The 6,418-nt window shown below is 45.2% G+C and carries 7 protein-coding genes; 2 read left to right on the forward strand and 5 right to left on the reverse strand.

Annotated features, from left to right (window positions below; genetic code table 11):
* Nucleotides 1–307: 307 nt before the first annotated feature.
* Together ACE1CD_RS00205 and ACE1CD_RS00210 are read left to right on the forward strand one after the other, a co-directional pair.
* A complete protein-coding gene (locus tag ACE1CD_RS00205; protein WP_374791032.1) occupies nucleotides 308–949 on the forward strand; it encodes a TenA family protein in 642 nt (213 codons plus the stop codon).
* 136 nt (nucleotides 950–1,085) lie between these two features.
* Nucleotides 1,086–1,409 (forward strand): TMEM14 family protein, encoded by a 324-nt coding sequence (locus tag ACE1CD_RS00210; protein ID WP_190473032.1) that lies wholly within the window; start codon nucleotides 1,086–1,088, stop codon nucleotides 1,407–1,409.
* Here ACE1CD_RS00210 and ACE1CD_RS00215 read toward each other — a convergent pair.
* The 5 genes from ACE1CD_RS00215 to lpxC form a co-directional block, all read right to left on the reverse strand.
* Nucleotides 1,383–1,544: a hypothetical protein gene (locus ACE1CD_RS00215; RefSeq protein WP_374791030.1), complete on the reverse strand. Its 162-nt coding sequence runs from the start codon at nucleotides 1,542–1,544 to the stop codon at nucleotides 1,383–1,385. The two genes, ACE1CD_RS00210 and ACE1CD_RS00215, sit on opposite strands and share 27 nt — an antisense overlap.
* A gap of 760 nt (nucleotides 1,545–2,304) precedes the next feature.
* Nucleotides 2,305–3,489, reverse strand: coding sequence for a lipid-A-disaccharide synthase (gene lpxB, locus ACE1CD_RS00220; RefSeq protein ID WP_374791028.1), 1,185 nt, complete (start codon nucleotides 3,487–3,489; stop codon nucleotides 2,305–2,307).
* Nucleotides 3,490–3,670: 181 nt separating this feature from the next.
* Nucleotides 3,671–4,486: an acyl-ACP--UDP-N-acetylglucosamine O-acyltransferase gene (gene lpxA / locus ACE1CD_RS00225; protein ID WP_374791034.1), complete on the reverse strand. Its 816-nt coding sequence runs from the start codon at nucleotides 4,484–4,486 to the stop codon at nucleotides 3,671–3,673.
* Between the two features lie 142 nt (nucleotides 4,487–4,628).
* A complete protein-coding gene (gene fabZ / locus ACE1CD_RS00230; RefSeq protein WP_374791026.1) occupies nucleotides 4,629–5,147 on the reverse strand; it encodes a 3-hydroxyacyl-ACP dehydratase FabZ in 519 nt (172 codons plus the stop codon).
* Nucleotides 5,148–5,232: 85 nt separating this feature from the next.
* Nucleotides 5,233–6,078, reverse strand: a complete 846-nt coding sequence (lpxC, locus tag ACE1CD_RS00235; protein ID WP_374791024.1) for a UDP-3-O-acyl-N-acetylglucosamine deacetylase — start codon at nucleotides 6,076–6,078, stop codon at nucleotides 5,233–5,235.
* Nucleotides 6,079–6,418: the final 340 nt, after the last annotated feature.

The raw sequence follows: 6,418 nt of genomic DNA on the forward strand, positions 1-6,418 counted from the left end.
TAGAGCTACAGACTGGCTACGTATCTGTAGGTATCGTGACTCAAGAAACGTAGGTATTACTACCATTAACGGGTCAACTAGGGCTGTATTTCAAGCCCCCGCTATAATCGGTACTCCGATTTAGCGGTGGGTTGTTGACGGTTCACCATAAGTCTTTCGCGCTGAAAATTTTTTCATCTTCAAAGAAAATATAGTTAACATTTTTTCTATGGTATATGAAACAAAAACTTGCTCGATATTTTACCATTTTTCTATATTTTTTCCTATAGTTTGCTAGATTGATTTTTTTCAAGGCGGTAATGTAATAATGACAGTCTCCAGCGACTTGTGGCAAAGTAATCTAGATTTAGCGCACGCCTGTCTCAAACATCCATTTGTGCAGGGTATCGCCGAGGGCACACTTTCCAAAAAACGGTTTGCCTACTATGTCGGACAAGACGCTTTCTTTTTGGGCGCTTTTGCCCGTGCTTATAGCGTTTCTGCTGCCAAAGCACCTGACTGGGATGGGTTTGCCACGTTCCACTCTCTCGCTGGCGGTGTTTTGGAAGAACTGCGGCTGCACGAAGGTTACGCAGCGCAATGGGGGATAGATTTACTTTCAGTTCGATCGACACCCGCGACGCGCCGTTATACGGACTTCTTGCTGGCAACAGCTTGGGGCAGTGACATTGGTGTCACTGCCACCGCAATGGTTCCCTGTCTGCGCCTCTATAGTTTTTTGGGCTATAGTTTGGCCGAAAACGGCATTCCAGACCATGTTTATGGGGAATGGATTCGCACTTACAGTAGCCCGGAGTTTGTGCAGCTAGCTGAGAAACTGGAACGGTTGGTCGATCGCTATGGGACTGCCACAACGACGCTTCCGGAAACTTATCGCTACGCGATGCTGTGCGAACGGGACTTTTTCCAAGCAGCTTGGGACGTGGAGAGTGACACAGGTATCGATTAGCCGCCAGCAGCAAAAGAAGCCATGATCGCAAATGAAAGTAAAAGACCGGGGCTCAACAGTAGCAACAGCATTCCCAAATCGTGTAAAGTCATAACACCTAACCTACTTTTCAAACGGTTAATTTAACTCAACAATTATGGATCTAATTGCAGTCTGGTCTATTCTAGTTTATGCTTTGGCTGTTGCTTTGGGTGGTATTTTCGGCTACCTGAAAGCAAAAAGTAAGATGTCGTTGATATCTGGCTTGCTTAGCGGTGCAGCCCTACTGGCTGCGTGGTTTTTAGCGCTCCAACAAGCCCAAATCGGATTGGCAATAGCCACCAGTATAGGAGCTGTACTTGTAGTAATTTTTATTGCTCGGTTAGTCCGTACTCGTAAATTTATGCCCGCCGGTTTAATGATGTCTTTAAGTTTTGTGGCAACTTTGGTGTTCTTATGGGGTTGGTTGGCGATCGCATAGCCTTTGCAAACGGGCTAGGGGAATAGCCATACTTACTGTCATATTTAATAGTTGGCTGATACGGCGGTAAGATCGAGCAATATAGGCTTGCTCGTATTGTGGCGCAGCGGTCAAACGAATCGCTGTTGCCGTCAATCTGTTTTAGTCCAAAGCCGCCAAAACCAGTAGTTGTAACTATGGATATTTAATCGATTACTCTGAGCAATCCGTGCCTGATACCATAAAGTAGGCGATTGATCAAAATTTGCTCTGATTCGCTCAGCGAATCCGTTAACAAGGCAGATCTGATCTGATAGCGATCGGTGCGAGTCATTAGGCCAGAAACCATGATCTGACCGGTTAGGCTTTCGATAGAGATTGGGTGCCAGTGAGCTTTAGCGTACATAGTTCTAAGCCAGAGAATTCTAAGTCATCGAAGATTTTCCATTTCTGGAATGCGTCACGGGATCGGAAGATTTGATTAAGTATGACGCTATTCTTCAAGTTTGATGCTAAGCCGCAAGAAACTATGTGACGGTAAAGTTTGTTTATTGTGATACTAATCATTGACTTGTCAATAGTTGAATTATCTGCCTATTAACGTTGCTAATAAGCGCGTCAACGGCGATCCCCTTAGTTTTGCTTGCTTGTTCTAAACTTCTAAAGCCATAATAGTTCTATCTAAGGATAGATGTCTTGTTATTTAACACTTTATATTTAAAACGGCACAACAAAGTTATTTAAGTGGTAAGCAAATCAAACTATTGCAAGGGCAATAAAATAAAATATTGTGCTATCTATAAAATTTTTTGCCTAAAACTATAGATATAAGAAAGTGAGCGCTCACACTAATTATTGATGTTATTAATTTCTGAAATCCTCCCTGCTAGATCCTTCTTCCCCGACGCCCTATTCCCTAGTCTCTCACCTCTACTGATAACATTTCCAGAATTGCTTTGGCAGCGCGATCGCATACTCCCAATTCTCCCAAAGTTTGACGCATCTGGCGATATTCAGCTAAAGTTTGGCTGCGGATATCGGGATTGAGCAAATTCATCGCCTCGCGTACAATATTTTCCGGACTGGCTTCTTCTTGCAACAACTCCGGTACGATCGACTTCATCTGCACTAAATTAGGCGGCGACATGAAAGGAATCGAAAATTTGAGTAAATGGCGGGCTAACCATGCTGTAATCGGACTAACCCGGTAAATCACCACTTGCGGCACTTCCAAAAGTGCCATTTCCAGATTAACGGTGCCAGATTTCGTAATTGCCAAGTCAGCTGCTGCCAGTACTTCCTGTGTCTTCTCGCTAATTAAAGTAGCACGCAAACCGTAAGTTTCGATCGCTTTTTGGATTGCATCCCGGTAAACTTCCAGAGATAGGGGTATCCAGAACTTCACTTCCGGAATTTTTTGTTGGATTTGCTGCGCCGCCTGGAACACGATCGGCAATACATATTTTATTTCCTGCGATCGCGACGCGGGTAACAGTGCGATCGCCACTTCATCCCCAGGAATACCCAATCTTACACGCGCTTCTTCCCGACTGGGGAAACTCTGCATTCGATCTAGCAACGGATGACCGACCCATTTGACTTTGACGCCGTGTTTTTGGAAATAACGCGCTTCTTCTGGAAAAATCGCCAACAACAAATCTGTCATATTGGCAATCTGAACGGTGTTTCGCAGACTCGGCGACCACACCCACTCCTGCGGCGCGATGTAATATACTATCGGCACTTTGGGAAAGTGGCGACGCACATAACTGCCGATCGCTAAATTTGGCCCCATATAGTCGATCGATACCACCAAGTCCGGTGGATTTTTCTGGAGATATTCTTTTGCGCGGCGCTGAATCTGAAGGGTGGGCCAAATGTAAGGCACCGATTCTAATATTCCCACCGAACCGATCGCTGTCGTATTCCCTAGCAGCGTTGCACCCGCTTGCGCCATTCGCGAACCCCCCAACGCCACTATTTTCAATTCCATTCCCGATTTTTGTGCTTGGCGCTTTAGGGCGTCTATCAATAACCCCCCTTGTAGATCCCCAGACACTTCGCCAGTACTGATAAATAGTGTTTTTCCTTGTGACTTCAAAGTTTTATACGCACGGCTGTGTAAAGAAGTAAATAAATTTTAATATAAATCGACGCGCTTTGGTGATATCATTTTTATAATGGGAATATTCGCAAAAATAAAAATTTATAAAATATTCCCATTATAAAAGTATAATACCAGATAAGCTAGAAAAAAGAAAGCCTGTAGACCAATAATCTTTTTAAGATTCCTCATTCAAGGAATGACGCTTACCAGACATAGGGCCGCGACGACCTGGAAGCAGAGACAATCGGAGGAAAGAAAGCAAGTGTTGCAATTGTTCGTTTTCGGGAAGGAGATCGAGTTCTTCGAGAGATCGATCGAGAGTCAAACCAGAACGATAGAGAATGCGAAAAGCTTTTTTGAGATATCCGAGTTCAGCAGAAGTAAAACCGGCGCGTTTAATACCAACCAAATTGAGACTTCGCACACGAGAAGGGTTGCCCTCCACAAGCATATAAGGAGGCACATCGCGATCGATCCGACTCATCCCGCCTACCATAGCCAGAGTGCCAACACGAACAAATTGATGGATACCCAAAACCCCGCCAATCACAGCTTTTGACTCAATGTGAACGTGACCGGCTAGAGAGACATTGTTAGCGATGACAACAGAATTTTCGATCGCACAATTGTGAGCAACGTGAACATATGCCATCAAGAGATTGTGATTGCCAATCACCGTAGCTTCACCTGCATTGGTAGCGCGATTGATGGTGACATATTCGCGAATCTTATTGCCATCACCGATTTTCACCCAACTGAGGGAGCCATCGTATTTTAAATCTTGGGGTTCCAAGCCAATTGCTGCGCCGGGAAAAATTTCATTGCGTTCGCCGATTTCTGTTGGCCCTTCAATTACTGCATGATGACCGATAACAGTTTCGGCACCAACTTTTACTTTTTCACCAATCACCGCATAAGCGCCTACCCGAACAGAGGGGTGCAGCTCAGCGTGGGGATGAATTACAGATGTGGGATGAATCAGGGTAGGCATTTGTGAGTTGTGTGCTGCTAATTGCTGGTTATTAATCGCTAAGTGAGAAAATTTCAAATTTTAGATCGCAAAATAACAGATTGAATCCCAATCTAAAATCTAAAATCTAAAATCCAAAATTCTCCATCACCCATTACCAGCTTTAGTCTACAAGGGAAAACATCAGTTCGCCTTCGCAAGCCAGTTGGCCGTCCACTTCAGCACGAGCCTGCATTTTACCAAAGCGACGCCGCTTGACGCATAACAGTTCCGCAGTCATCACCAGTTGGTCGCCCGGTACGACAGGACGGCGGAAACGGACGCCATCAATGCCAGCAAACACAAACAAGCTGCCTTCAATATCGGGTAACTGAGTCAAAACTATACCACCAACTTGAGCCATAGCTTCCACAATCAGTACACCAGGCATCAGAGGACGTCCTGGAAAGTGACCTTGAAAATGAGGTTCGTTGATGCTGACGTTTTTAATCCCGACTGCCAGCTTTCCCGGTACATAATCGATAATCCGGTCTACGAGTAAAAAAGGATAGCGGTGCGGCAGCAGTTTCTGAATTTCTTCGCTCGTCAAAATTGTTTTGGTAGATGTGGCAGAACCATTGCCTAATTTTACTTCTGTTGAAGTTTGGGAGTCGGGTGTGTTTACGTCAATCAATGTAGACATGAGTGGATAGATGGATGCTGGTGTGTGAGTGCAGAAGAAGGGACTGGGTAAAGTCAAAAGTCAAAAGTCAAAAGTCAAAAATCTCCTAATTCCTCATCCCCAGTCCTTGTTGTTGCAACAACCGCGCCAATTTGATATGCAGGTTGTGGCTGGCTTTGTAGGCGAGGAAGTGGGCTACCGGAAAATTTCCCAGTAAACTCAGATCGCCTACTAAGTCTAAAATTTTATGACGCACTGGCTCATTTGGAAATCGCAATGGAGGATTAATCCAACCGGACTCACCGCAAACGATCGCATTTTCCAAACTGCCTCCTTTAATTAAACCCTTGGCGCGTAACTCGTCGATCTGGTGTGCCAAACCAAAAGTACGAGCGGGAGCGATCGCCACAGCAAAACTTTCCCTGCTTGGCGACCAACTGTACCACTGATTGCCGATCGCTGGCAAGTCGAAATCAATCCCGTAGCTAAATCTAATTTCCGCCGCCGGGAATGCCGCCACAAAAGCATCGCCTTGATAAATCCAAATCGGTTCTTGGAGTAGCGCAGGCGTCTCGCCTGCGTCCGTGTGGGAGATTAACCCTGCTTGAGTTATTTCTTGAGCCCAAACTTTAGCCGAACCATCCAAAAGCGGCACTTCCGGGCCATCGATCTCAATCCGAACGTTATCCACACCCATCGCCGCCAATGCAGCCAACAAGTGTTCCACCGTGCGGACAGATACCGAGTCCTGACCCAACTGAGTCGAGAGAACAGTCTGACTGACAACATCGAGGCGTGCTGGAATTATTGGCTGTTCTGGCAAATCTACTCGCACAAAGTAGCGACCTTCACCGGGCGATGCTGGTAGGACTCGCACTTTAGTAACAGCGCCGCTGTGGAGTCCGACGCCGGACATTTCAAAGGCATTTGCTAACATTTGTTGAGCTTTCATTTTTCTTGGGGCTTCAGGACTTTGTAACTTCTCATTTAAACCAAACTAGAGATATTTTGCAATCCCATATTTGCTGCGATTTGACATATTAAAAGTTGGAATATCTCTACAATATTAATTAAATAAATGGAAGTTTTTCAAAAAAATGCCTTTTTACTCTCTATTACTCAAAATTAATAGGCAATAAAGCTGAGATTAGACTGGAGTTCCCTTTTGACAAAAAGGGGGAAGGTATGCTGGGCTTGGCTTTAAGGGTTCAAGCTCGGCCAATTACATGGGTACACTACAACCCAACTCCCAGCAAATCCAAAGCTGTTTGTTGCAGAGGAGTAGGCTGGGT

It is taken from the genome of Aerosakkonema sp. BLCC-F183 (assembly GCF_041929145.1).
Taxonomy (GTDB): Bacteria; Cyanobacteriota; Cyanobacteriia; order Cyanobacteriales; family Aerosakkonemataceae; genus Aerosakkonema.